Here is a 24,542-nt window from a genome sequence, read left to right as displayed (position 1 = left end):
ACGGGGATTTTGCCCATTTGGCATGGCAGAAAATGCACCTTAAGTGGTAAACTCAAGCGCTTTTGAGTGAGCCTGCATGTTGAATAATTGTTGAGCCTGCCCACCTGGTGCAACCACAACATCGACTCATTCAACCACCCGTCGTGATGTATTTCTCGGCGCTAACCAACCTCTCCCGTAACGGTAGTGCAAGTAAGTATGATTACAATCAAAAGAGGACTGGACATCCCCGTGCTGGGTGCGCCAGAGCAAGTAATCTACGATGGCCCCGCCATCACCCGTGTTGCGACACTGGGCGAGGAGTTTGTGGGGATGCGACCTACTATGTTCGTCAAAGTAGGTGATCGCGTCATCAAAGGTCAGGATCTTTTTGAAGACAAGAAGAATCCGGGCGTTAAATTCACAGCTCCTGCCACCGGTGTGGTTTCAGAGATCAACCGTGGTGCCAAACGTGTTCTCCAGTCTGTGGTCATCGACCTGGACGGTTCCGATGAACAGGTGACGTTTGAGCATTTTGCCTCTGCCGAGCTGGCCAAGCTCGAGCGCAGCAAGGTGCAAGAGATCCTGGTCGCATCAGGTCAGTGGACTGCGTTGCGTACCCGTCCGTTCAGCAAAGTCCCCGCGGTAGCGTCTGCCCCGCGCGCCATCTTTGTGACTGCAATGGACACCAACCCGCTGGCAGCCGATGCCGAGCTGATTATCAAGGAACAGCCGCAGGCCTTCCTCGATGGTCTGGCCGTATTGACCCGCCTGACCGACGGCGCCGTCTACGTCTGTAAAGGCGAAGGCAGTCTGCCCCACTCTCCGCTGGCTCAGGTCAAGGAAGAGATCTTCGTTGGTCCGCACCCTGCCGGTCTGCCGGGTACCCATATCCACTTCCTGGATCCGGTCAGCAGCACCAAGGTGCAGTGGCACATCAACTATCAGGATGTGATTGCATTCGGCAAGCTGTTCACCACCGGTCAGATCTTCACTGACAAGGTGATCGCGCTGGCTGGCCCGAACGTGCTCAAGCCGCGTCTGCTGCGTACCCGTCTGGGCGCCTGCATCAGCCAGCTCACCAACAATGAGCTGCGTGCCGACGAAAACCGTATCATCTCCGGTTCTATCCTGAGTGGTGCCAAAGCCGAAGGTGTTCACGACTACCTGGGCCGCTACCACAATCAGGTTTGCGTGCTGGGTGAAGGTCGCGAGAAAGAGTTCCTGGGCTGGATCAACCCCAGCGCCAACAAGTTCTCTATCACCCGTACCACCCTCTCTCATCTGATGAAGGGCAAGCTGATCAACTTCACCACCACTACCAACGGTAGTGACCGTTCCATGGTGCCTATCGGCAACTATGAGCGGGTGATGCCACTCGACATCCTGCCGACCCTGCTGCTGCGGGACATGGTCTCCGGCGATACCGACGGTGCGCAAGCACTGGGCTGCCTGGAGCTGGATGAGGAAGATTTGGCGCTCTGTACCTTTGTCTGCCCCGGCAAGACAGAGTACGGCCCGATCTTGCGTGAGTGCCTGACCAAGATTGAACTGGAAGGTTAAGCGATGAGTTTCAAGCAACTTCTTGAAAATATGGAACACCACTTCGAACCGGGTGGAAAGTACGCCAAGTACTATGCCCTGTTCGAAGCGGCGTACACCCTGTTCTATACCCCGGGTAGCGTTACCCGCAACGCCTCCCATGTTCGTGATGCGCTCGATCTGAAGCGCATGATGATCATGGTGTGGCTGGCCGTGTTCCCGGCCATGTTCTGGGGCATGTACAACGTTGGTAACCAGGCGATTGCCGCCATTGCCCACATGGGCTCGGCTGCTGGTGCCAGCAGCTGGCAATATGCCCTGGCTACCATGCTGGGCGCCTCCCTCGATCCGGCTGTTGCCGGTATCGGCAGCAAAATGCTGATTGGCGCCACCCACTTCTTCCCGATCTACATCACCGTCTTCTTTGTCGGGGGTTTCTGGGAAGTGCTGTTCGCCATGGTACGCAAACACGAGATCAACGAAGGCTTCTTCGTAACCTCCATCCTGTTTGCCCTGATCGTGCCGCCCGAGCTGCCCCTGTGGCAAGCTGCGCTGGGTATCACCTTCGGTGTGGTGATGGCCAAAGAGGTGTTCGGTGGTACCGGCAAGAACTTCCTGAACCCGGCGCTGGCTGGTCGTGCGTTCCTGTTCTTCGCCTACCCGGGCCAGATTTCCGGTGACGCCGTGTGGGTTGCCGTTGACGGCTTCTCCGGCGCGACTGCCCTGAGCCAGTGGGCCCAAGGCGGCCAGATGGCGCTGATCAACGGTGCAACCGGCCAGGCTATCAGCTGGATGGACGCTTTCCTGGGTAACCTGCCGGGTTCCATCGGTGAAGTCTCTACCCTGATGATCCTGTTGGGTGCCGCCATGATCGTCTACATGCGCATCGCCTCCTGGCGCATCATCGCCGGCGTGATGATCGGTATGATCGCCACCTCCCTGCTGTTCAATGTCATCGGTTCCGATACCAACCCCATGTTCAACATGCCGTGGCACTGGCATCTGGTACTGGGTGGCTTCGCCTTCGGTATGGCCTTCATGGCGACCGACCCTGTCTCCGCCGCCTTTACCAACAAAGGCAAGTGGTGGTATGGCGCCCTGATCGGCGTAATGGTCGTGCTGGTTCGCGTGGTCAACCCTGCGTTCCCGGAAGGCATGATGCTGGCCATTCTGTTTGCGAACCTGTTTGCTCCCCTGTTTGACCACTTCGTCGCTCAGGCAAACATCAAGCGGAGGATTGCTCGTGGCGTTTAATAAAGATTCAACCCTCGGCACCGTCAGCGTGGTCACCGGCCTCTGTCTGGCCTGTTCCATCGTGGTATCCGTTGCCGCTGTGGGCCTGCGTTCTACCCAGCAGGAAAACAAGGCGCTGGACAAGCAGAGCAACATTCTCTCCGTAGCCGGTGTGGATGTGAGCGAAGTGGCCAAGCGCGACCTGGCCAAACTGTATGGCGAGAAGATCGAAGCCCGTCTGGTGGATCTGGCGACCGGTGACTTTGTTGACGGCGATGCCGACAACTTCGACACCAAGCAAGCAGCCAAAGATCCGGCCCGCAGCATCCGTCTTGCCGCCGCTGACGACAAGGCCAGCCTGCGTCAGATCTCCAAGCAGATCCCGGTATTCTTCGCCAAGGATGCCGAAGGCAAGATCGACAGCATCATCCTGCCCATCTACGGTCAGGGTCTGTGGTCGACCATGTATGCCTTCGTCGCCGTTGCCGCTGATGGCCAGACCATCAAGGGCATCACCTACTATGACCACGGTGAAACCCCGGGTCTGGGTGGCGAGATCGAAAACCCGGCCTGGCAGGCGCTGTTCAAGGACAAGAAACTGTTCGACCAGAATGGCATGCCGGCGCTGCGCGTCATCAAGGGCCATGCTCCGGCGGGCTCCGAGCACGAGATCGATGGTCTCTCCGGTGCCACTCTGACCGGTAACGGCGTACAGCATACCTTCGACTTCTGGATGGGTCCCAAGGGCTTCGGTCCTTTCCTGGCCAAGGTTCGTGCAGGAGAAATCAACAATGGCTGACAAGAGCGAAATGAAGAAGTTGCTGTTGACGCCTGTGCTGGGCAACAACCCCATCGCCTTGCAGGTGCTGGGTGTCTGTTCTGCACTGGCGGTTACCAGCCAGATGAAGACAGCGTTTGTAATGACCCTCGCGGTCATGGCGGTCACCGCCTTCTCAAACCTGTTCATCTCCCTGATCCGCAACCAGATCCCGAACAGCGTCCGGATCATCGTACAGATGGCGATCATCGCCTCACTGGTTATCGTGGTTGACCAGGTGCTCAAGGCTTACGCCTATGACATCTCCAAGCAACTGTCGGTCTTCGTGGGTCTGATCATCACCAACTGTATCGTAATGGGCCGCGCTGAAGCGTACGCCATGAAGAGTGCCCCGCTGCCCTCCTTCCTGGATGGTATCGGCAACGGTCTGGGCTATGGTGCCATTCTGCTGAGCGTCGCGACCGTGCGTGAACTGCTGGGCTCCGGCACCTGGTTCGGCATCGAGCTGCTGCCGCTGGTGAACAACGGTGGCTGGTATGTGCCCAACGGCCTGCTGCTGCTGCCGCCGAGTGCATTCTTCATCATTGGTCTGATCATTTGGGGCGTTCGCACCAAGGATCCCAAGCAGGTGGAGGCGAAGGATTAAGGTATGGAACACTATCTGAGTCTGTTGATTAAATCGATCTTCATCGAAAACCTGGCACTCTCCTTCTTCCTGGGGATGTGTACCTTCCTGGCGGTGTCCAAGAAGGTAAAGACCTCTATGGGTCTTGGTATTGCCGTTATTGTGGTGCAGACCATCGCGGTTCCTGCCAACAACCTGATCTACAACTACGTGCTTAAAGATGGCGCTCTGGTATCCGGTCTGGATCTGAGCTTCCTGAGCTTCATCACCTTCATCGGTGTGATTGCAGCACTGGTACAGATCCTGGAGATGGCGCTGGACAAGTACTTCCCGGCACTCTACAACGCGCTGGGTATCTTCCTGCCGCTCATCACCGTGAACTGCGCCATCTTCGGTGGCGTCTCCTTCATGGTGCAGCGTGACTACAACTTCATGGAGTCTGTGGTCTACGGTGTGGGTTCAGGGGCAGGCTGGATGCTGGCGATCGTTGCGCTGGCAGGTATCCGCGAGAAGATGAAGTATTCCGATGTTCCGGAAGGCCTGCGCGGTCTGGGCATCACCTTCATCACCGCCGGTCTGATGGCGCTGGGCTTCATGTCCTTCTCTGGTATCTCCCTGTAATCGGCTTTCCTGCAATCAGAAAGGAACGATAGATGGAAATTATTTTGGGTGTGGTCATGTTTACCGTGATCCTGCTGGCACTGGTGGCAGTCATTCTGTTCGCCAAGTCCAAGCTGGTGACCGCGGGCGACGTGACAATCAGCATCAATGGTGACCCGGCCAAGGCTGTGACCAGCCCGGCCGGTGGCAAGCTGCTCGGCGTGCTGGCTGGCAGCGGTATCTTCGTCTCCTCCGCCTGTGGCGGCGGTGGCTCCTGCGGCCAGTGCAAGGTACGGGTGAAATCCGGTGGCGGCGACATTCTGCCGACCGAACTGGATCACATCAGCAAGGGCGAAGCCCGTCATGGCGAGCGTCTGGCCTGTCAGGTTACCGTTCGCTCCGACATGGATATCGAACTGCCGGAAGAGATCTTCGGGGTGAAGAAGTGGGAATGTACTGTTATCTCCAACGATAACAAGGCCACCTTCATCAAGGAGCTCAAGCTGCAGATCCCCGATGGCGAGAGCGTACCGTTCCGCGCCGGTGGTTATATCCAGATTGAAGCCCCGGCTCACCACGTGCACTACAAGAACTTCGATATTCCCGAGGAGTATCGCGGTGACTGGGATCGCTTCAAGATCTTTGAGCTGGAGTCCAAGGTCGATGAGCCAATCATCCGTGCCTACTCCATGGCCAACTATCCGGAAGAGTTCGGCATCATCATGCTGAACGTGCGTATCGCGACCCCGCCGCCCAGCAACTGGACTGCCCCTCCGGGACAGATGTCCTCCTACATCTTCAGCCTGAAGGCTGGCGACAAGGTGACTATCTCCGGTCCGTTCGGTGAGTTCTTCGCCAAGGATACCGATGCCGAAATGGTATTCATCGGTGGTGGTGCAGGTATGGCGCCGATGCGTTCCCATATCTTCGACCAGCTGCGTCGCCTGAAGTCCAAGCGCAAGATGAGCTTCTGGTACGGTGCCCGTTCCAAGCGCGAAATGTTCTATGTCGAAGACTTTGACATGCTCGCCGCCGAGAACGAGAACTTCACCTGGAACGTCGCCCTGTCTGATCCGCAACCGGAAGACAACTGGGACGGCTACACCGGCTTCATCCACAACGTGCTCTACGAGAACTATCTCAAGAACCACGAAGCACCGGAAGATTGCGAGTTCTACATGTGTGGACCTCCGGTGATGAACGCTGCCGTCATCAACATGCTCAAAGACTTGGGCGTTGAAGACGAAAACATCCTGTTGGATGACTTTGGTGGTTAATCCATGCACAGTGTTGTAAAGACCTGGCTAGCCTTCGGGCTAGCCTTTTTCTTGACTGGGTGCGGTCAGGAGACGGTCCAATCCAAACCGGAGATCCACATCACCGGTAGCACCATGGGCACTTACTACTCCATCAAGGTGGCGGACAGCGCCATCACCGATCCGGCCAAGCTTCAAGCTGAGGTGGATGTGTTGCTGGAGCGGGTCAACGATCAGATGTCGACCTATCGCCCCGATTCCGAACTGTCGCGCTTCAACCAGAGCCGTGACAACAAACCGGTAGTGGTCTCCCGCGATACCGCACGGGTCGTCACAGAGGCCATTCACATTGGCCGTGAGAGCCAGGGGGCGCTGGACGTCACCGTTGGCCCCTTGGTCAATCTGTGGGGCTTTGGCCCGGACAAGAAGCCGACCAAGGTTCCCTCCGACGAGCTGATCACCCAGACTCGCCAGAAGACCGGTCTGGGCAACCTGCACGTCATCACCTCGGTAGATGCCGATACCCTGCAAAAAGACATTCCGGATCTTTACGTCGATCTCTCTGCCATCGCCAAGGGCTTTGGTGTGGACAAGGTAGCCGAATATCTGGAGTCACTGGGTGCGCGCAACTATCTGGTGGAGATTGGTGGCGAGCTGCGGATCAATGGCGTCAACGGTAAGGGTCACCCCTGGCGCGTGGCCATCGAGAAGCCCACCGCAGGCACCGGCACGGTACAAGAGGTGATCGTGCCCGGTGACAACGGGGTGGCCACCTCCGGCGATTACCGCAACTACTATGAACTGGATGGTCAGCGCTTCTCCCACACCATAGATCCGCGCAGCGGCAAACCGATCCAGCACCGTCTGGTGTCGGTCACCGTGATCCATCCCTCCTGCATGACTGCAGACGGGTTGGCCACCGTGTTTATGGTGATGGGGACCGAGAAAAGCCTGGCCTATGCCAACGAGCGCGGCCTGGCGATCTTCGTGGTCACCAAGACGGACAACGGCTTTGAAGAGGCTTACTCCGATGCCTTCAAGCCCTATCTGGTCAAGAAGTAAGAGGTAGAGATGCAGATTTTTCTGATCACCTTCGGGGTATTCATGCTGGTGATAGCCGCCATGGCTATCGGTTACATCTTCCAGAAGAAGACCATCTCCGGCTCCTGTGGCGGTCTGGGTAGTGTCGGCATCGAGAAAGAGTGCGATTGCCCGGAACCCTGTGACAACCGCAAGAAGAAGATGGCCAAGGAAGAGGCCCGTCGCAAGATGCTGGAAGAGAACCGCATCATCTGATGACTCTGGTTTTTCGGTAAACAAAAGCGCGCCCGAGGCGCGCTTTTTACTGGCCGTTATCTTGCGTTAACGGTCAGGGCTGACGTTCGATATAGAGGATCACCTCGCCAAGATGGATACTGAACTTGCTGATCTCGGCACGATTGATCAGACGATCTTCGTCCAGCAGATACATCCAGTCATCGAAGCTCACCCGCACTACCTCGCCATCCGGCAGCGCCAGATCAAGCTGATAACGCCAGTTGAGGGCAAACCCTTGGCTTTTGCCCATCGCCTCCCCCACCACATCGGAAGCAGTACCGCGCCAATGACCATCATCGCCCTTGCTCAGATACCAGGTACGGGTCTGCTGGCGGCCATCATCAAAGTAGAACTGCTCGAACAGCTCTCCCTTGCCATCCTTCCAACGACCCACCATCTCGACCCGAAAGCGACTGGTCACTTCGCCGCTGCGGTCGGTCACCAGGCCGTGAGCCACCAATTTGCCGTTGAAGAAACGGGCGAGATCCCAGTTTGGCCCCTGCCCCCGATAGTCATCGAGACTGGCACCACAGCCACTCAGCAGCAAAAAGGGGAGCAACAGCAACCAGCGGTATGCACGATAGAAAGACATCAGAGACTCCATGTTCAGGGTTGGCCACGCAGGCGGCGGGTCAGGGCGGGATCGCGGCTGTTGTCAGCCAGCCAGATGGCGAGAAAAGCGGCCGAGAATTGCGGATCGGCCAGAGTCCCGAGGGACTTCCCCTGCCACCAGAAGTGGCCTGCCCCGCCCTTGTCGACATAGAAGGTGAGCTTGTCGCCTGCCTGCACATCGGGCCAGAGTACAGCGAGCCGGCCGAGCCAGCGCTGACGCTCGGCGTCAGAGCCAAGACCGAGCCGCTGCCACTCGGCGGCAGTAGCGCTCAGCAGATCTTGCCGCTCGATGGATCTGGCATAGGTGAGGGTCAGTGCCTGTGGATAGTGACCGGGCTGATAGCGCCCGCTCGCACTGTAGAGGGTGGCATCGTAGAGCTTGAACCATAGCCATTTCATCTCCCCCTGCCCGACCGGGCGCAACTGTTGCCAGGGGGCGGCAGAAGCCTGCACCGCGGTTGCAGCAAAGAGCGTAAACGCCAGCAGCAGCGGGTTAATTCCACCCCATATGCCAGTGGTTGGGGTCTTCCAGTTCATGCCAATCCATCTCCTGTTCCTGCAGGGTATTGATATCCTGCATCACCACCTGCACCAGCTGCCCCTGCGCATCCCGCTGGCAGGCAACCACCAGATAGAAGCGATCAGTCAGCTCATGCTGGCTCTCTTTGGTCCATTTGGAAAAAAGCAACGAGTCGGTCGAAAAGGTGTTTGTCATCATTCACCCTCCAGCTTGACCATTACCCACAGGAGTACGGGTAACCACCACATCCAGATCACTGCCAGCAGCGCCGAACTGATCCAGATGCCCCAAGGTAAGTTTACTGCCCCCATGGCAGCCCCCGCCACATAGGAGGAGGCACCGCCAAATACGCCAAACAGCGCCTGCTGCCAGCGAGGCAAGCGCAGCAGCCAGCGCATACCGTGGGCCAGCGTCAGGGCAAAACCGAGCCAGAGCAGCACCAGCCAGAGGGGAAAACCGGACGGGAACCGGAACAGGCCGAGCTGCCAGAGCAGCACATCCAGCAGACAGCCGGCCACCGCGATGGGAAGCAGCCGCCAGTCACACTGGCGGCTGGGTGAGAAGAGAAAGTGCAACAGCAACATTGCCAGCAGCGGGCCCGGCTGCTGCCACTTCACCGCCAGCAACCAGTAGAGGTTGAACCCCAGCAGGTGAGCCCACTGCCACATGGTCAGTGACCGCTTACTGGCACATCACCCGACCAGCCAGCGGGCCCCGGCTTGGCGGCCTCCAGCTGCACCAGACTGATGGTGCGCTCCCAGAATCCCCCCTCGCAATAGGCAAAGTAGAAGTGCCACAGCCGGATGAAATCCTGGCTGTAACCGAGCTTGGGCAGCTCGGGCGCCAGCGCCAGAAAGCGATCGCACCAGTGAGCCAGGGTGCGGGCATAGTGATGGCCGTGATCATGCAGCCGCACCAGCTGCATGTCGGTCTCCCGCGCCAGCAACCCCGCCATCTGGGAGACGCTCGGCAGACAGCCACCGGGGAAGATGTAGCGCTGGATAAAATCGACCCCGCGCAGATACTGGGCGTGGCGCTGATCGGCGATGGTGATAGCCTGAATGAGCAGACGGCCACCGGGCTTGAGCAGCCGCGACAGCTGGCGGAAATAGTCGGGCAGGAAGGCATGGCCCACCGCCTCAATCATTTCGATGGAGACCAGCTTGTCATAGGTGCCTTCCAGCTTGCGGTAATCCTCCAGCAGCAAGGTGATGCGATCCCCCAGCCCCTCCCGCGCAATCCACTCCTTGGCATAGTCATGCTGGGCCCGGGAGATAGTCGTGGTGGTCACCCGGCAGCCGTAGTGGCGGGCGGCATAGACGGCGAGGCCACCCCAGCCGGTACCGATCTCCAGCAGATGATCGTCAGGTCCCAGCTCCAGCCGCTCGCAGATGGTGCGCAACTTGGCTTGCTGACCCTCTTCCAGAGTGGCCTCAGCGCTCGGATAAATGGCGCTCGAGTACTGCATATGGCTGTCGAGAAACCCCTGATAGAGGGTATTGCCGAGATCGTAGTGGGCGGCGATGTTGGAGCGCGAACCGGTCAGGGTATTGCGGTTGAGCCAGTGGCGCACCTTGTTGAAGGGGAAACTGAGCCAGCCGAGGCGCCGCTCGAGGGAGTCGAGCAGGGTCAGGTTGCGGGCCAGCAGCCGCACCAGTACTACCGGATCCGGGCTGGTCCAGAGCCCCTCCACCCAGGTTTCCCCAGCGGCAATGCTGCCCCCCAGCAACAGGCGACGATAGAAGGCAGGATCCAGCACCACCAGTTCGGCATGCAGATCGGTACCCGCAACGCCAAAGCTGTGGCGCTCACCGCCATCCCGCAGCAGCAGCTGGCCATGTTCGAGGCGACCCAGCAGATTGAGCAGCAGTTGTCTTGCCCCCTTGTCGATGAAAGAGGCAGAGAGGGTTGATTGAGCAAGTTCCATTAGCGGCTCTCCGGATGGGTAAATATCGGGGTTCGTTTGATAAATAGACGCAGGGCCTGCCAGTAGATCCCGAGCAGCACCTTCATGGTCATCCATGGCCAGCGGGCCAGCAGAGCCACCAGCCCCTTGCGCGACAGCGGTTCGCGAGTGAGCGCCAGGGTTGCGTCAAACAGCTTGGCTTCACCGGATACGGGGTGACTCTCGATATGGATCAGAGTCTCCTGCTCAGGCGGCCTGATCCGCCAGTGATAACGCATCGCCAGCCCCATAAAGGGGGAGACGTGAAAATCCTTGTCATGGGGTGCCAGCGCCGCCAAATCCAGCAGGTAGTAGTGACGCTCGTTCCAGGGGGTATTCGACACCTCTGCCAGCAGATAGCGCGCCTCGCCCTGCCGGTAGCAGAAGTAGAAGTTGACCGGGCTGAAGTAGAACCCCAGACAGCGCACATTGCCGAGCAGCAGCACCCGTCCCTCGGGGTCGGCATCGCCACCCAGCTCGCTCACCTTCTGCCACACCGCCTGCTTGAGGCTTCCCTCACTCCCCTTGAGATAGTCATGGCGGTGAAACGAGAGCAGCCCCGAGCGCTCCACACCGAACCAGCGCCCCTGATCGAGCTGCGGCAGCTCGTCGAGATCCAGTCCCAGCATAAAGAGGCTGTAGGAGAAGGCGTGAGCCCGCGGTGCGAAACGGCGGTGGCGTACCGAGCCCTGCCAGATGGCGCTGGTGACGCCAGCCAGTTCGTCGGCACCCTCATGTGCGGTGACCACGGTGGCGCCGTTCATAGCTCGGCTCCGAAGCGCCTGGCGACATCCAGCGCGCTGCGCACCCCATCCTCATGGAAGCCGTTGTACCAGTAGGCACCACAGAAGTGGGTGTGTTGCTGGCCGCAGATCTCCGCGCGCCGCTGCTGGGCGGCAATAGAGGCCTGATTGAACACCGGATGGTGGTAGATGAAGCGGCGCAACACCTTGCTCTCATCCACCTTGCCCTTGGGATTGAGGCTGACGCAGAAGGGCTCCGGCGAGTTCACCCCCTGCAGGATGTTCATGTTGTAGCTCACCAGCGGCCGCGCCTCATCGTTGCCATCGAGCTGATAGTTCCAGCTGGCCCATGCCTTGCGGCGGGTGGGCAGGCAGCGAGCATCGGTATGGAGCCAGACATCGTTGGCCTGATAGGGCATGTCGCCGAGAATAGCCTGCTCCCGCTCGCCGGGGTCCGCCAGCAGCGCCAGCGCCTGATCGCTGTGGCAGGCAAAGATCACCTCGTCAAACCGCTCCTCGCCGTAACTGCTCTGGATCACCACGCCATCCGCGTCCCGCCGTACGCTCTGCACCGGACAGGCGAGGCGGATCTGCGACTGCCATCCGGCGGTGAGTGGTCCGATATATTCCCGCGAGCCGCCCGGAATCACGTACCACTGGGGGCGATTGGCCACATCCAGCAGACCGTGGTTGGCAAAAAAGCGCAGGAAGAAGCCAAGGGGGAAGGCGCGCATATCGGCCAGCGTCGATGACCAGATCGCCGCTCCCATCGGCAAGATGTAGTGGCGGGCGAAGTAGTCGCTAAACTCCCCCGCCAGCAGAAAGTCCCCCAGGGTCAGCTCGGGGCCAGCCCCCTGATGCTGACCATCCGCCAGCCAGGCCCGTGCCTCCCGGTTGAAGCGCAAAATCTCGGCGACAAAGCCGTAGAAGCGCGGACTCAGAAGATTGCTGCGCTGGGCAAACAGGGTATCCAGGTTGTGGCCGTTATACTCCAGCCCCTCCGGGCTCTTCACCGAGAAGCTCATCTCGGCCGGTTGCCGCGCCATGCCGATCCTTGCCAGCAACCTCAAGAAGTTGGGGTAGGTGCGATCGTTGAAGACGATAAAACCGGTGTCGATGGCATAGCTGCGGCCAGCCTGATTCACATCGACGGTCGCAGTATGGCCACCCAGGGTCGGCGCCGCCTCGAACAGGGTGATGTCATGGAGTTTGTGGAGCAGAAAACCGGCGGTGAGCCCCGAGATCCCTGAACCTATGATGGCGATCTTTTTCTTCATGAATGGCTTCCTTTCGATACGAGTGCGCGGCCAAGGCGCAGCCAGAGACCCACCGGCAGCGCACCAAGCAGGCGCAGCAACCAGATGAAACGGCGGGGAAAGTGGATCTGGTGACGACCAGCGGTCAGCCCGTCCATGATGGCGCGGGAGGCCTCTTCCACCGTCACCAGACAGGGCATGGGAAAATCATTTTTGGCGGTGAGCGGCGTCTGGACAAAGCCGGGGCGGATCAGGGTCACCCCGATCCCTTTGCTGGCCAAATCGAGGCGCAAGGTATCCGCCAGATAGTCGAGGGCTGCCTTGGAGGCGCCATAGGCCTCGGCTCGTGGCAGCGGCAGCCAGCTCACCGACGAGCTGACGATGGCCAGCCGTGACCCAGCCCCGAGCAACGGCAAGAAGGCGGCCAAAGCATGGCCGGTGGCGGTCAGATTGGTGTCGATCACCCGGGCAAACAGCTCGCTGTCAAACCCCTCCGCCACATCCATGTACTCGCAGTTGCCTGCGTTGAGGATCAGCAGATCGAGGGATGGCAGCGTAGCAGCCACCCCGCTCATAGCGGCCAGATCACGAGCATCGAACTGCAGCGGCGTGACGCCATCCAACCCCAGCGCCTGCAGCCGTTCACCATCGCGGCCACAACCCCACACCTGCCAGCCTGCCCGCCGGTAATCCAGCGCCAGTTGACGACCTATACCGGAGGTCGCCCCTGTGATGAGCACCCGGCCGCTCATGCGCCGAGCCTCCCCTTGATGGCGCGTACCACGGGCCCGAGCAGCGGCAACTGCTCGTAGAGCATGGCGCCCAGGTCAAAATAGTCCCGGTGCTGGCACACCTTGCCCGCCTCGTCGAATTCGAGGCGGGTGGCCCCCTCCACCGTCACCGGCTCACCACCACGCAATCTGGGGTGAGAAAAGGTCATGGTCCAGCCGAGCCAGGCCTGCTGCTCTTGTTGCTGCTGACTGGTGATGACGAAACGGCAGTAGGCGAGGCGCTGATAGAGGGCGGTAAAATAGTCGCCAAGGGCCGCCAGTCCCTCGATACGGTGGGCCGGATCGGTAAAGACCACCTGTTCGGCATAGACCTCGGGCAAGCGGTGCAACTGCTGTTTGTCCAGTTGCTGATAGAGGCCAATAAAGCGGGCCAGCGGCTCGTTCATCCTATTTCTCCAGAGAGCGAAACATCTCGATGGCTCTCACCCGGGCAACGGTGTGATCCACCATGGGTGCCGGATAATCCTGTCGTCCCTTGAGTCGCAGCCAGTCGTGGGGCTGATGCACATAAGCGGCAGGAGTATCGGCTAGTTCAGTTACCCAGGTACGGATAAACTCCCCTTGTGGATCAAATCGTTGCCCCTGAGTGGTGGGGTTGAAGACCCGAAAATAGGGCGCAGCGTCGGCGCCGGTGCCTGCAGCCCACTGCCAGCCACCATTGTTGGCCGCCAGATCCCCATCGATGAGCCGACTCATGAAGTAATCCTCCCCGAGCCGCCAGTGGATATGGAGATCCTTGGTGAGAAAGCTCGCCACTATCATCCGCAGCCGGTTGTGCATCCAGCCGGTAGCGTTGAGGCAGCGCATCGCCGCATCGACGATGGGGTAGCCGGTCCGTCCCTCGCACCAGGCGGCGAAGGCATCCGGATCCCAGCTCCACGGCAAGGCCGCCGTCTCGGGCTTGAAGGGGAGATTCATGGAAAGAGTCGGGATCAGCACCAGCAGGTGGCGATAGAACTCGCGCCAGACCAGCTCATTGAGCCAGACAAAGCCGGGCTGGGCCTTGGACTGGGGCCGATAGCCAAGCCGCTGCTGAAGCGCCGCCACACACTGACGAGGACTGATGATGCCCGCCGCCAGATAGGGGGAAAGCACAGAGGTGCCCGCGATGGCAGGAAAATCCCGGGTCTCGCCATAGTCGAGCACCGCCTGCTCCAAAAAAATGTTCAAACGGCGCAGAGCTTCCGCCTCCCCCACTGGCCAGCGGGGATCTGCCGTCAGTTCGCCAAGGGCGGCATCGACGAAGTCCCGCTCGGCCAGCGGTAGCCAAGGCAAGGGCTCGCCACGGCGCGCTGGGGCGCGATGAATAACAAAGCCATCCTCGTCGAGGGCCTTGAGCCAGGCTCGGCTGAAGGGAGTGAACACCTTGAACATCTCCCCCGAGCCGGTCAGCACCCGCCCCGGTGGCAATACGCAACAGCCGTTGAGCCAGTGACAACTCACCCCCTGCTCTGCCAGCGCAGCGCTGACGGCATGGTCGCGGCGCTGCTCATCGAGCTCGATAGCCTGATTGGCATAGAGCTGGGTCACCCCCAGCTCGCGGCAGAGGTCTGCCAACGCTGCGGGCGCCTCGGCAAAGGTCTCCACTCGCAGCAGATGGAGCGGGATGCCGAGGGCCGCCAGCTCGCGCCCCAACTCATCAACCTGCGCCAACATAAAGCGCTGACGGACGGGTGCCATTTTATGCTGCCGCCACTGGGTGGGGGAGATGATAAAGAGCGCGGCGACCGGTTCATCACCGGCGCAGGCATGGCGTAGCGCAGGGTTGTCGGCAAGGCGCAGATCATTGCGCAACCAGACCAGCTTCATGATTTTTTCCTCCCGCGTCCGCTGGCGCCAGCCGCAGCAGGTGCGTCCACCATCAGCTCGGCAAGGCTCGCCTGCCAGCCGTGGGCTTTAAGCCACTCATCGTCGTAGAGGCGCCCCAGCTCACCAAACAGGCGCGTGCCGGCGGGCCAGCCGGTAGCCAGCTCCTGCTTACCGAGCCCTGCCCCCAGCAGCACCAGCCAGGGGGTAACAGCACGCCCCTCAAGCAAGCTGGCATGGCGCGGCTCGACCGCCCCTAGCAGTTGCACCTCATAACCCTGACCGATCAACTCGTAGGCGGCCCAGACCAGATCGAGGGGGCCGACTTGCCCCCAACTCGCCAGCGTGATCGGCACGCCCTTCTCCTGCTCGATCAGGTGGCGGGCGAAGCGGGTATGGAGCCAGCCCAGCCACACCTGTTGCAGTAGCTCGCCATCGGGCCGTTCACGCCACAGCCCCAGCAGCCGCTCCACCAGCGGTTGCAGTATCCGGCTGCGCACCAGCTCGAACGGGTAGCTCGCCAGCAGATCGTTGAGCTCAGCCTCCGCCTTGCGCTGGTTGAAGGCGAGCAACGCCTGACTGAACTGCTCCAGAGTTTGCTGCCAGTGATCGCTCACCGGCGCGGAATAGGGTTCGCTCAAGAGCCCCTTCACCTGCCCGATACTCACTCCCCGCTCCAGCCAGCTCAGGATCTCGCCGATCTGGCGAATATCCTGCTCGCTGTAGAGGCGGTGGCCCTTTTCGGTGCGAGCCGGTTGTACCAACCCGTAGCGGCGCTGCCAGGCGCGCAGGGTCACGGCGTTGACGCCGGTGAGACGGGAGACCTCGCGAATGGGGTAGATCCCCTCATCAGCGAGAGGAGCAACTTCTTGCGATAAATCAGGCATGACAACGTCCATCAAACAGAGGGGTAAGGCTCCCCGGCGCAAACCATGCGCCGGGGCAACAGCACGGATTCAGAGCCCGTAACGCAACTTGAGCGTATCGGGGTGCGGATTGAGATAAACCTGCTCGGCGAGATAGGGATTGGGGTACTCGCGCAGGTAGTGACGGATCAGGGTGAGCGGCACCAGCAAGGGGAATATGCCGGTGCGGTACTTGTCGATGGTATCGGCAAGCTCCTGCTTCTGGGCCGGGGTCAGCACCCGCTTGAAATAGCCCTGCAGGTGCATCAGCACATTGGTGTGGCTGCGGCGGTTGGCTCGCAGGGTCAGCGCCGTCATCAATCCCTTGATATAGTTGTCGGCCACCTCCTGCAGGTTGGCGGACTTGCCCAGATTGCCGAGCAGCTTGCCAAGCGCCCGGTAGTGGGTGGTGGCGTGGGAGAGCACCAGATACTTGTAGCGGGAGTGGAAGCGGATCAGCGCAGAGGCGGTGATACCGCGGGCGCAGAGTTGCTGCCAGTCGTGGTAAGCAAAGACCCGCAGCACGAAGTTCTCCCGCAGGATGGGGTCGCACAGACGGCCATCCTCTTCCACCGGCAGCAGGGGGTTGGCCTCCATCAACGCCTTGGCAAAGAGGCCAATCCCCTCCTTGGCGCTCCCCTCGTTGTTGGCGCCATAGACCTTGACCCGCTCCATACCGCAGCTGGGTGATTTGGCACAGAGGATATAACCGGAGATAAAGTCGAGCTGGCGCGCTTTCTGCTCGCTAAAGGCAATCAGCTTTTCGGTGACATCGAAGCTACCGTTGCTCGCCTCGGCGCGGATCTCGCCGTTGCGCTTGACCAGCCGGATGGCGGCGCGAGGCGCCCCGAGACCAATGGCCATCTCGGGACAGACGGGGTGATAGTCAAAGTGAGCGCCAAGATCCCGTTGGCAGAAGCTGGAGCGCTTGTGGCCCCCATCGAAACGTACCTCTTGTCCCAGCAGGCAGGCACTGATACCGACTTTAATCTTGTACATGATGACGCTCCTTGTATAAGCATTGATTCAGTTATAGCAGTTATACAAAAAAATGAAAGTTGTATAACTATTTGCGACCAATACGACACAAGGAGAAAAAGAGGATCACCGGAAAAAGAAAAAACCCATGGCGAACGCCATGGGTAAAAAACAAGACACTACGGACTACGGGAAGGAGAATTAGAAGCTGTACTTCACACCCAGGCTGGAGATGGAACCTTTTTGCAGATCCCAGTTGCGATAGGTGTAATCGGCAGTCAGCGCCCAATTCTGGTTGAGCTTGTAGGCACCGCCCACCTTGAAGTCGTGCATATCGTCGGTCATGTTGGCGTAGCGGTAGGCAGTGGAGAGCTCGACATTGCCGATGTCGTAGCGCAGACCCACTTCACCGTACATGCTGCCACTGCTCTTGCGGCTCACCAGATCCCAACCCTTGACGTCATACGCCTGCTCGCGCTCCATGGTGTAACCCATCAGACCGGTTTCACCGTAGAGGTTCAAGCCGGTGCTAAGCGGGGTGAAAACACCGATACCCAGGCTGCCGATACCCATGCTGTCATTGCCGTGCTGGGCAGAGGTGCCCTCGGAGAGCAGACGACCGTAGAAGTTGTTGGAGAACGATTTGGAGAGATCCAGCGTCACACCGCCAAAATCGCGAGTGCCCTGATTGCTGGCATCACGTGGGAACAGCGGGTTGTTGTTCAGATAGTCGGATTTGGTGTGCGCCCAGGTAGCCGCGCCCTTGGCGTAGCTGAAGGCATCCTGCGCCAGGACGGAAGTAGAGGCAAACCCGGCCAGAACCAGAAGAGAGACAGTTGCTTTTTTCATGATGATAACTCCATGTGATTGGGCCCGTTGCTAGCGAGCTGGTATGGAGTCATTGTGCGATCAGGTTCCCGGCTTGCCGAGCTGCAAGCTGTTGCAGAACCATGTCAGATGTAAGCAGATATTGCAGGGGGTGTCAGCGGCAACAAGTTGCCGGCCCACACGGTTTGCATGGGCCGGAACAACGCCAAATCAGCGGAAGACCACCTCGTCAATTTCGACACGCACCAGCGGCTGACCGGTCAATCCGGCAGGACGGGGGATCTCGAGGGCCAGCGACGGACGGGCTTGCCCCTTGCGCAGATAGGTTTCCGGCAGGCGGTTCTCGGCAACCCAGAAGCGGGCCTCCTGACGGCTCAGCTGCACTCCGTCAGCACTGAACAGGGTCACCATGCCACGCACCCCGACCACATTGCGGGTGCCGGTATTGCTCACCATAAAGGTCAGCACCAGCGGGTCAGATCCCTCGATCTTGTCCAGCTTGACCACCACACCGTCACGCGCCATCTGGGCAAGCAGTTCCGGATTGGCCTTGGCCTGATCTGTCAGCACCGGAGCAGCGACGGCCACCACGGCCCCGGCCTTCCCATCAGCAGCCACGCCCTGTACGGACTCGGCCGGTTTGACCACCAGATACTCCCAGGTGAAGTCGTCGTTGAGCTGAACCTGCCGACCATCGGGCAGCGTCACCTGAGAAAGAGGGGCAGCCTGCGCCAGTACGGGGGAGAGGCACAGGGCAATCAGCAGACGGGAGAAGGGTTTCATTGGGCGAAGCTCGGTAACGGGTGAAAGGGCGACAGTATAAACAGTCCCGTCGCCCCTTGCCTATGACGGCACTCACGTTCTGGCACCCGCATCGCTTGCCCGCAGGCTAGATGGCGAGATCGTGTCGCTCTTTCTGTGCCATATCCAGGGTCACCAGATCGAACTTGCTCCCCTTGAGGGCAGACAAAATATCCGATTGCATATCAAAGGCCTGCGCACGCTGGTGTTCGGGCAGACGCACCCGGGCCAGGGTGGTGGAGCAGTCACACAGGGTATGGAAAAAGACCTGTGCCTCGTCCAGCCCCATGTCGGCCAGCATCTGCTCGGCCTGATCCACCATTCGCAGATAACGCTGCTCAAGCTGCCGTGGATTGGTGAAGCGATTGCTGAGGCAACCGTTGCTCCCCTTGCCCCAACGACCGAGCTGACGCTTGTTGAAGCCGTAACGATAATCGCGGCGCATCAATCCGTTGTCGGCAAAAAACCAGATTGAGTTGGCAGGCAGAGACCCGAACTGGGCAAGATAATCATCACGCTCCTCCACCGCTGCCGGAACCAGCAACGGCAGATGAGCCCATTCCGGACGAGTCTGCACATACTCACCAATGCGGCGAACCGGGTCGATCAGCCCTTCAATATTTGGCAGGCGATCGCAAAAGACGATCTCGTCACTCTTGATGACCCAGTGATCGATGCCATAACGCTGGCAATAACGGCGGGCTCGGGCCACTTCGCTGCGACTGCGGGTCGGATTATCGAGGGTAATTGCGTGGATTTTCACACCGGCAGCGCGGCACAGCTCGATGCTGTAGCAGGATTCCAACCGTCCCGAAAAAGAGACAACCAGCTCGTCAAAACTAGCCAGTCGCTCAATCAGCAGCTGTTCCCTGGCTTGAAAAGAGTGATCATATCCCTGATTCAGTACAACTACATTGGCACCCATTAAACAGCTCCGGATGATGAACAGGTGCAGTATTGTGCGGCAAACAAACTGAATAGACCCTTAAAGAGTCTGGTTAAAATTAAAACTTGATGATTATTTCCTGTGATTCTGCTGCTAAATCTTCATTTTGGGCGTCATAAATTCGTAATCTTGCTTGGTGAACCCGATGGGCTCGCAAGAAACCCTGCGCCTGATCCAGCGAGGTGAAGGTCAGGCGCCCTCCCTCACTGTCGGTCAGGCAGAGGCACTCTCCTTCTGCCTCAACACAGAGCTGATAACCGCTGCCATCCTTGCAGGCGATGATCAGGGTCGCCTCGGGATAGTGACTGAGCCAATTGCGAAACCGGCCATGCTCCATAGTGCTCCTAGAGGGGCATCACCCCTTGCCGGTGGCGGGCAAACAGCCCAGCTCACCCAGTTGCTGACGACAACTCGCCGCGTCGGTAAAGACGATCCCCCTGATACCGAGGGCCTCGGCGGCCGCAATGTTGGCGGGACTGTCATCGATGAAGATGCACTCTGCCGGTTTCAGATCGAACGACACCAGCAGATAGCGGTAGATATCCGGCTCCGGCTTCATCATCCGCACCCGCGCCGAGACCACCTTGCCGCTGAAGAAGCGCCAGAAATCCTGATGCTGCTCCAACCAGTCGATGCTGGCATGACCCATGTTGGAGAGGGCATACAGAGTGTGCCCCGCCCCGTGCAGCTCGGCTATCAGGGTTAGCATAGCGGGATCTGGCAGCAGGGAAGCGGGAACTGCCTGTAAAATGGCCAGATTCTCCGCCGTCGAGAGGCCGGTGCGCGCTTGCGCTTCCCGGGCCATGGTGTGGAGCGACATGGTGCCTCTGTCTACCTCCAGCCAATCCGGGTGGTTAAAGAGCTGCTCAGCCAACTGTTCGGCCCCTTGCGGGCCACGCACCGAACGCACTATGCCTACCGGATCCCAGCTCACCACCACCCGCCCCAGATCGAAAATAATCGCCATCGTCTTTACCTCCCCCACTGGGTTTCAGTCATCAAAACAGAGTCAATAGAGCATCGCTCATACGCCATTTTCTTAACCGGATACCCTGCCCCCATCCCCGCCCGCGGGCAAGTTTTACTTGCATCAGACCGGCAAATCCCTTAATGGTTATGACGTTACTTCAAGGACACACCTATGCACGCACCATTCTTCTTTGCTTTCTCGTTTATCCGGCCCGCTTGAGGGAAGGCCTGTCGTCGTGTGAACAGAAAGCAAAGACGAATCGAGCCTCCCCTAGCGGAGGCTTTTTTTTGCATTAATATCAATCGATTACTTTGATAGGGAACAATCATGGCAACGCTCGACGAGATCAGACAAGACATCACCCGGTTGGATCAGGAGCTGCTTGCCCTGCTGGCGAAACGCAAGACCCTCAGCATCGAGGTGGCCCGTGCCAAGCAAGCCAACCCGCGCCCCATTCGTGACCACCAGCGGGAGCAGGAGCTGCTGGTCGCCCTGATCCAGAAAGGGCGCGTGCTTGGGTTGGATGCCCAGTACATCACTCGCATCTATCACACCATCATCGAAGACTCTGTGCTCTCCCAGCAGGCCTATCTGCAGAGCCTGCTCAACCCGGAGCAACAGGAGCCGATGACCAGCGTCGCCTATCTGGGGCCGCGCGGTTCCTACTCCAGCCTGGCCGCCCGCAAATATCTGGCGCGCTACAAGGATCAGGTGATCGAGGTGAACTGCCAGAACTTCCGTGAAGTACTGGATGCGGTGGAGTCGGGCCGCGCCGCCTTTGGCGTGCTGCCCATCGAAAACACCAGCTCGGGCTCCATCAACGAAGTCTATGATGTGATGCAGCACACCAGCCTCTCCATCGTCGGCGAGCTCACCTACCCCATTGAGCACTGCATCCTCACTGCCGTACCGACCGAGCTTGGCCGTATCAAGACCTTCTATGCCCACCCGCAGGTGTTCCAGCAGTGCTCCCACTATCTGAGCAAATTGGAAGGGGCGCGCCACGAGATCTGCGACTCCTCCTCCAGCGCCATGATGAAGGTGAAAGAACTGGCAAGCCCGGAGGCCGCCGCCATCGGCAGCGCCGCCGGTGGTGAACTGTATGGTCTGGACGTGCTGGCCGAGCAGCTCGCCAACCAGAAAGAGAACTACAGCCGCTTCATCGTGGTGGCACGCAAGCCCATCGATGTGGCACCGCAGATCCCGGCCAAGACCACTCTCATCATGTCCACCTCCCAGAAGCCGGGTTCGCTGGTCGAGGCGTTGCTGGTACTGCGCAGCCACGAGATCAACATGACCAAGCTAGAATCCCGTCCGGTGCAGGGCAACCCGTGGGAAGAGATGTTCTATCTGGATGTCTCCGCCAACCTGCAGACCCCGGCGATGCAGGCCGCACTGGTGGAGCTGACCAAGATCACCCGCTATATCAAGGTGCTTGGCTGCTACCCGAGCGAGGATGTGAAACCCACCGCAGTGCCGCCGGTGCTGATGGGGAGCTAACCAGCCCACAACGACAAAAGGCGAGCACCCTGCTCGCCTTTTGTTTTGATGCCTGTTTTCAGCTCAGGCAATCAACTCAGAACTGACCCGCCATCAGCTGGTTGATGTTGTAGAGGGCACGGGTATCGAGCTCCATCTCGGTGGCATAGGTATTGCCGCGCGGATAAGAGGCAACCACCCGGGCACCACGCACCACACCGGCGACCGACACATCCAGCGAGTTGGAGGTCTGGGTCAGGTCACGATAGCTGCTCTGGCCGCGCACCTGCTGACCATTGAGCTGCTCGGCCAGCTCGCGATATGCATCCATCTTGGAAGCGCGAATGGCTTGCAGCATCTTCTCCGACTGGGAGGGGCCAGGCTGGATGTCGATCACCGCATAGCCCACCGCCTTGAGCACCGGAAAATCATCGGGCTTACCACCCTGGGTGTAATCCACCACCCGGTTGTAGCTGCAACCGGTGAGCAAGAGTGCCAACAGGCAACCAAACAGGATCTTCATGACTCGCTCCTCACGGGGTCAGGTTGACCAGATGACCGCCCGGCCGGGCCTGACTGTCACGCATCAGATAACCGCGATTGATCGATGCCCGACCAAACGAGTTGTTGGCACCGAACAGATATTTTTGCGGGATCAGGCTCTGGGCAGTGGTCTCCACCATCTTGGTGCGCATGTCGATAACGCGGGCGTTGACCAGGATCCCCTTGCTGTTGCGGCTGAAGGTGCCGACCAGAATGCGGGAGATCGGCAAACGGGAGGAGAGCTCCTTATAGTTGCGGCTCAGCACGAAGTCCCCCTGCGGCGTCACCTTGATACTGCCGGTCAGCTTGAAGTCCACCACCACCTCGCCGCGGCGGTTGAGCTCGTAGATAAAGCTCTCCTCAATCTGCTGCCCCATCCAGTTGGTATCCTGCAGGGTATCGAGATCGACGAAAGAGGCCACCGCGATGGGTTCGGTCAGAGTGGTCAGCGATTTGCGCTCCATCAGCTGATCGGTCATGCGCGCCACCAGCCAGTTGAGCTCCATCCCCTGCGCCGCCTGGCGGGGGTCACCCTGATCCCGATTGATAGGGTCGGAGCCACACCCGGTCAATGCCAGGGCAAGCGCCAACGCCGTGATGAGTTTGTTCATGGATACCTTTCCTGTATCTGCACCTGACTTATTATCGGACGCGCCGGACAAAGCTTGAGCCGGGAATGAGGCATGATTCTTGCTTTTTAATAGTCATCGTCAGCGCCAACGTGCGCTGCCACTTGGAACGTGTTGTGATCCATGTCGGCCAGCAGGCGTCATTTCCTCAAAATGGCTCGGCTGCCCGCCAACTCAAGGTATCTGCTATGAAATTACCGCTGCTGTTGACCCTGCTGCTGGCCAGCCTGAGCGCCCGCGCAGAGCTTATCGAAGCGCAGGGCAGCGCCGCCATTCTGGGGGGCGATGAAGTCTATGCCCGCGAGCAGGCGACCCGCGACGCCCTGCGTCAGGCGCTGCTGGCCAGCGGCGCGGCTGTTTCCAGCGTCCAGCGTCTGGAAAATGGCAGCCTGCGATCCGAGCAGATCCAGATCCGCTCCGGCGGTGACATTCGCCAGTACCGGCTCAAGCGGGAAGAGGTGCGCAACGGCCGCATGTATATCACGCTAGTGGCCGACATTCAGGCCGAGCGCCAGATCTGCCAGACCCAGCACTTCGCCAAGGATTTGACACTGGTCAGGCTGCGGATGCGCTATCCGGACCAAGCCAGCTACGGCGCCATGGACGACATGCCGAAAAACCTCTCGCGCCGGCTATTCGAAACCCTCGCCAACGCGCCGCAAGGGGTCGCGGTGCGCCAGTGGCTGGATGAAAACCTGCGCATCGATCCGCTGCATCTGCAACAGGGGGATCGCAGTGCCCTCGAAGAGATCAAGGCGCTCAGCCTGCGCACCGACAGTCAGTATCTGGTGCTCGGCAGCATCGATGATCTCTCCATCGAGCCGCAGGGCAACCAGCTGACCAGCTGGTATGAGGATCCCGTACGCAACTTTCGCATGCAGCTCTACCTGTTCGATGGCATCAACGGCAGTCTGGTCAACCGCAAGGTCTACGAAGGGCGCGCCACCTGGACCTTTGGCAAGCGGGAGCAAGTGGGCAGCAGCAGCGGCCAGTTCTGGCAGTCAAGTTATGGCCAGGAGGTCAACTACCAGTTGCAACAGGCGGCTCAGGATCTGGTAGCCCAGCTCACCTGTGCCCCGGTCACCGCAAGAGTGGTCGGCCAGAACGAACGCGGCCCCTACATCAATCTGGGACGGCGCAACGGTGTCAAGCTCGGCGACCAGTTCCGCATCCAGCACAACGCCGACTTTATCGACCCCTACGGCAAATCGCGCATGATGCGCAACCCGGCCGACGGCCTGTTCGAAGTGGTGCAGGTGTTCGACGATGGCGCCATCATCAGCAGCCAGAACAAATATTCGCCGTTTAACATCCAGAACGGGGATTTGGCAGTATTGGAATAAGAATCAAGGGTTTAAAAGGGAGTTGCTTCTTGTATAATGCCCGCCACACAGCTCCCGTAGCTCAGCAGGATAGAGCGGTCCCCTCCTAAGGGACAGGCCACTGGTTCTTATGTACTA

29 protein-coding genes and 1 other annotated feature are annotated in these 24,542 nt (G+C 59.6%); of the genes, 10 read left to right on the top strand and 19 right to left on the bottom strand.

What is annotated here, in order from left to right; genetic code table 11:
- Positions 1–198: 198 nt before the first annotated feature.
- From OKB77_RS01190 to nqrM, 8 genes are read left to right on the top strand one after another with little or no spacing between them, the layout of a single operon-like run.
- The gene (locus OKB77_RS01190; protein ID WP_005349684.1) at positions 199–1,542 is read left to right on the top strand and encodes a Na(+)-translocating NADH-quinone reductase subunit A; all 1,344 of its coding nucleotides are present in this window, start codon (positions 199–201) and stop codon (positions 1,540–1,542) included.
- Between the two features lie 3 nt (positions 1,543–1,545).
- Complete coding sequence (locus tag OKB77_RS01185) at positions 1,546–2,775, top strand: NADH:ubiquinone reductase (Na(+)-transporting) subunit B (protein ID WP_005338642.1); 1,230 nt, start codon at positions 1,546–1,548, stop codon at positions 2,773–2,775.
- Positions 2,765–3,553: a Na(+)-translocating NADH-quinone reductase subunit C gene (locus OKB77_RS01180; protein WP_005358609.1), complete on the top strand. Its 789-nt coding sequence runs from the start codon at positions 2,765–2,767 to the stop codon at positions 3,551–3,553. The genes OKB77_RS01185 and OKB77_RS01180 overlap by 11 nt, the downstream gene beginning before the upstream one ends.
- Positions 3,546–4,178 (top strand): NADH:ubiquinone reductase (Na(+)-transporting) subunit D, encoded by a 633-nt coding sequence (locus OKB77_RS01175; protein ID WP_005338644.1) that lies wholly within the window; start codon positions 3,546–3,548, stop codon positions 4,176–4,178. Before OKB77_RS01180 ends, OKB77_RS01175 begins: the two co-directional genes overlap by 8 nt.
- Positions 4,179–4,181: 3 nt before the next feature.
- Entirely contained in the window at positions 4,182–4,778 is a 597-nt protein-coding gene (gene nqrE / locus OKB77_RS01170; RefSeq protein ID WP_005338645.1) for an NADH:ubiquinone reductase (Na(+)-transporting) subunit E, read from the top strand.
- A 32-nt stretch (positions 4,779–4,810) separates the two neighbouring features.
- Positions 4,811–6,034 carry an NADH:ubiquinone reductase (Na(+)-transporting) subunit F gene (gene nqrF / locus OKB77_RS01165; protein ID WP_005338656.1) on the top strand — a complete coding sequence of 408 codons (1,224 nt, stop codon included), beginning with the start codon at positions 4,811–4,813 and terminating at the stop codon, positions 6,032–6,034.
- Positions 6,035–6,037: 3 nt separating this feature from the next.
- Positions 6,038–7,075: an FAD:protein FMN transferase gene (locus tag OKB77_RS01160; RefSeq protein ID WP_199416163.1), complete on the top strand. Its 1,038-nt coding sequence runs from the start codon at positions 6,038–6,040 to the stop codon at positions 7,073–7,075.
- Between the two features lie 9 nt (positions 7,076–7,084).
- Positions 7,085–7,309, top strand: a complete 225-nt coding sequence (nqrM, locus tag OKB77_RS01155) for a (Na+)-NQR maturation NqrM (protein WP_005338668.1) — start codon at positions 7,085–7,087, stop codon at positions 7,307–7,309.
- A gap of 73 nt (positions 7,310–7,382) precedes the next feature.
- Here nqrM and OKB77_RS01150 read toward each other — a convergent pair whose 3' ends face one another.
- The 17 genes from OKB77_RS01150 to OKB77_RS01070 form a co-directional block, all read right to left on the bottom strand.
- A complete protein-coding gene (locus tag OKB77_RS01150) occupies positions 7,383–7,922 on the bottom strand; it encodes a DUF3833 domain-containing protein (protein WP_270816820.1) in 540 nt (179 codons plus the stop codon).
- Between the two features lie 14 nt (positions 7,923–7,936).
- Positions 7,937–8,479: a chalcone isomerase family protein gene (locus OKB77_RS01145; protein ID WP_190973214.1), complete on the bottom strand. Its 543-nt coding sequence runs from the start codon at positions 8,477–8,479 to the stop codon at positions 7,937–7,939.
- On the bottom strand, positions 8,436–8,657 hold the full coding sequence (locus OKB77_RS01140) for a TIGR02450 family Trp-rich protein (protein WP_005338671.1): 222 nt from the start codon (positions 8,655–8,657) through the stop codon (positions 8,436–8,438). Before OKB77_RS01140 ends, OKB77_RS01145 begins: the two co-directional genes overlap by 44 nt.
- A complete protein-coding gene (locus OKB77_RS01135; protein ID WP_150390358.1) occupies positions 8,657–9,130 on the bottom strand; it encodes a DUF2878 domain-containing protein in 474 nt (157 codons plus the stop codon). Before OKB77_RS01135 ends, OKB77_RS01140 begins: the two co-directional genes overlap by 1 nt.
- A gap of 2 nt (positions 9,131–9,132) precedes the next feature.
- Entirely contained in the window at positions 9,133–10,389 is a 1,257-nt protein-coding gene (locus OKB77_RS01130; protein WP_150390357.1) for an SAM-dependent methyltransferase, read from the bottom strand.
- Complete coding sequence (locus OKB77_RS01125) at positions 10,389–11,171, bottom strand: DUF1365 domain-containing protein (protein ID WP_150390356.1); 783 nt, start codon at positions 11,169–11,171, stop codon at positions 10,389–10,391. The genes OKB77_RS01130 and OKB77_RS01125 overlap by 1 nt, the downstream gene beginning before the upstream one ends.
- Positions 11,168–12,427, bottom strand: coding sequence for an NAD(P)/FAD-dependent oxidoreductase (locus OKB77_RS01120; RefSeq protein WP_064338595.1), 1,260 nt, complete (start codon positions 12,425–12,427; stop codon positions 11,168–11,170). The genes OKB77_RS01125 and OKB77_RS01120 overlap by 4 nt, the downstream gene beginning before the upstream one ends.
- Positions 12,424–13,158, bottom strand: a complete 735-nt coding sequence (locus OKB77_RS01115) for an SDR family NAD(P)-dependent oxidoreductase (RefSeq protein ID WP_064338596.1) — start codon at positions 13,156–13,158, stop codon at positions 12,424–12,426. Before OKB77_RS01115 ends, OKB77_RS01120 begins: the two co-directional genes overlap by 4 nt.
- Entirely contained in the window at positions 13,155–13,583 is a 429-nt protein-coding gene (locus tag OKB77_RS01110; protein ID WP_064338597.1) for a nuclear transport factor 2 family protein, read from the bottom strand. The genes OKB77_RS01115 and OKB77_RS01110 overlap by 4 nt, the downstream gene beginning before the upstream one ends.
- A gap of 1 nt (position 13,584) precedes the next feature.
- Positions 13,585–15,006 (bottom strand): deoxyribodipyrimidine photo-lyase, encoded by a 1,422-nt coding sequence (gene phrB / locus OKB77_RS01105; RefSeq protein ID WP_064338598.1) that lies wholly within the window; start codon positions 15,004–15,006, stop codon positions 13,585–13,587.
- Positions 15,003–15,890 carry a MerR family transcriptional regulator gene (locus OKB77_RS01100; RefSeq protein ID WP_150390354.1) on the bottom strand — a complete coding sequence of 296 codons (888 nt, stop codon included), beginning with the start codon at positions 15,888–15,890 and terminating at the stop codon, positions 15,003–15,005. Before OKB77_RS01100 ends, phrB begins: the two co-directional genes overlap by 4 nt.
- A 69-nt stretch (positions 15,891–15,959) precedes the next feature.
- The gene (locus tag OKB77_RS01095) at positions 15,960–16,907 is read right to left on the bottom strand and encodes a YbgA family protein (protein WP_064338600.1); all 948 of its coding nucleotides are present in this window, start codon (positions 16,905–16,907) and stop codon (positions 15,960–15,962) included.
- Positions 16,908–17,087: 180 nt separating this feature from the next.
- Positions 17,088–17,735, bottom strand: coding sequence for a hypothetical protein (locus OKB77_RS01090; protein WP_064338601.1), 648 nt, complete (start codon positions 17,733–17,735; stop codon positions 17,088–17,090).
- A gap of 189 nt (positions 17,736–17,924) precedes the next feature.
- Positions 17,925–18,497: a DUF3157 family protein gene (locus OKB77_RS01085; protein ID WP_058057847.1), complete on the bottom strand. Its 573-nt coding sequence runs from the start codon at positions 18,495–18,497 to the stop codon at positions 17,925–17,927.
- Between the two features lie 106 nt (positions 18,498–18,603).
- The gene (locus tag OKB77_RS01080; protein ID WP_019445107.1) at positions 18,604–19,440 is read right to left on the bottom strand and encodes a hypothetical protein; all 837 of its coding nucleotides are present in this window, start codon (positions 19,438–19,440) and stop codon (positions 18,604–18,606) included.
- 79 nt (positions 19,441–19,519) lie between these two features.
- On the bottom strand, positions 19,520–19,798 hold the full coding sequence (locus OKB77_RS01075) for a DUF6482 family protein (protein ID WP_005338699.1): 279 nt from the start codon (positions 19,796–19,798) through the stop codon (positions 19,520–19,522).
- Between the two features lie 18 nt (positions 19,799–19,816).
- Positions 19,817–20,428: an HAD family hydrolase gene (locus OKB77_RS01070; RefSeq protein WP_005338702.1), complete on the bottom strand. Its 612-nt coding sequence runs from the start codon at positions 20,426–20,428 to the stop codon at positions 19,817–19,819.
- Between the two features lie 170 nt (positions 20,429–20,598).
- Positions 20,599–20,720 (top strand) — a sequence feature (Phe leader region).
- 38 nt (positions 20,721–20,758) lie between these two features.
- Between OKB77_RS01070 and pheA the strand changes: the two genes are divergently transcribed.
- Positions 20,759–21,931 carry a prephenate dehydratase gene (pheA, locus tag OKB77_RS01065; protein WP_005338715.1) on the top strand — a complete coding sequence of 391 codons (1,173 nt, stop codon included), beginning with the start codon at positions 20,759–20,761 and terminating at the stop codon, positions 21,929–21,931.
- Positions 21,932–22,007: 76 nt separating this feature from the next.
- Here the strand turns inward: pheA and OKB77_RS01060 are convergent, their stop codons facing one another.
- Complete coding sequence (locus tag OKB77_RS01060; RefSeq protein WP_005349622.1) at positions 22,008–22,433, bottom strand: LPP20 family lipoprotein; 426 nt, start codon at positions 22,431–22,433, stop codon at positions 22,008–22,010.
- A 10-nt stretch (positions 22,434–22,443) separates the two neighbouring features.
- The gene (locus OKB77_RS01055) at positions 22,444–23,064 is read right to left on the bottom strand and encodes a FlgO family outer membrane protein (RefSeq protein ID WP_005338718.1); all 621 of its coding nucleotides are present in this window, start codon (positions 23,062–23,064) and stop codon (positions 22,444–22,446) included.
- Between the two features lie 206 nt (positions 23,065–23,270).
- On the opposite strand from OKB77_RS01055, the gene OKB77_RS01050 reads away from it, so the two are divergent.
- Positions 23,271–24,425 (top strand): flagellar assembly protein FlgT, encoded by a 1,155-nt coding sequence (locus OKB77_RS01050; RefSeq protein ID WP_265775717.1) that lies wholly within the window; start codon positions 23,271–23,273, stop codon positions 24,423–24,425.
- Positions 24,426–24,542: the final 117 nt, after the last annotated feature.

Source organism: Aeromonas sp. Y318-3, assembly GCF_027706185.1.
GTDB classification, from domain to species: domain Bacteria; phylum Pseudomonadota; class Gammaproteobacteria; order Enterobacterales; family Aeromonadaceae; genus Aeromonas; species Aeromonas veronii.
This window is presented reverse-complemented; position numbering and strand designations above follow the sequence as displayed.